The organism is Treponema sp. R8-4-B8 (assembly GCF_054786175.1).
In genome coordinates this window covers 1-801 of record NZ_BDHE01000163.1, presented here as the reverse complement: position 1 = coordinate 801, position 801 = coordinate 1, and the positions used below count along the sequence as shown (strand labels likewise).

Genomic DNA, 801 nt, shown 5'->3' with positions numbered 1-801 from the left:
GGAAATGCGTCTTAATATGATCAATATTGATCATCCGGGAAAAATCGCGGACTTTATAGCGAGCATACTTAACATTGACAAGGCCGAACAGCAAAAAATTCTTGAAATACTGAATGTGCGAAAGCGGATGGAACAGGTTTTGGTATTTATCAAAAAAGAACAGGAGCTTTTACGGATACAGAAAAAGATTCAAAGGGAAATAAACGAGAAAATAGAAAAATCGCAGAGGGATTATTTTTTAAAGGAGGAGCTTAAGGCGATAAAGGGCGAACTTGGCATGACAACGGACGCTAAAAGCTCCGACCACCAGCGTTTTAAAGATAAATTTGACTCTTTTAAATTTGAAGGCGAAATAAAGGAAGTTGTCGATCAGGAGATGGAAAAATTCTCGTTAATGGAGCCAAACTCCGCTGAATTTATCGTTACGCGAAACTATCTTGACGTAATTGCCGCCCTCCCTTGGAACAATCCCGCTCCGGAAGACTTTGAGCTTAAAAAAGCGCAGGAAATCTTAGAAGCCGATCATTACGGCCTTAAAGACGTAAAGTTAAGAATAGTCGAGTATTTGGCTGTTCGCAAACTGCGTAAAGACACAAAAGGCTCCATTGTCTGCCTTGTCGGTCCGCCGGGGGTGGGAAAAACTTCCGTGGGCAAATCAATTGCCCGTGCGCTTGGCAAGCAATTTTTCCGGTTTTCTGTCGGCGGAATGAGGGACGAGGCGGAAATCAAGGGATTGTTCCAAGGGAGGGCGGCAATTACGTCAAGATAGTTTCGCGTAACGATAAATTCAGCGGAGTTTGG

Annotated in this window: 1 pseudogene; it reads left to right on the top strand. The window is 43.3% G+C overall.

Features of this window, described 5'->3' with window-relative positions:
- Positions 1 to 733 (top strand): annotated as a pseudogene (locus ACYVRA_RS07615) (LON peptidase substrate-binding domain-containing protein); the annotation flags it as partial.
- Between the last annotated feature and the right edge of the window lie 68 nt (positions 734 to 801).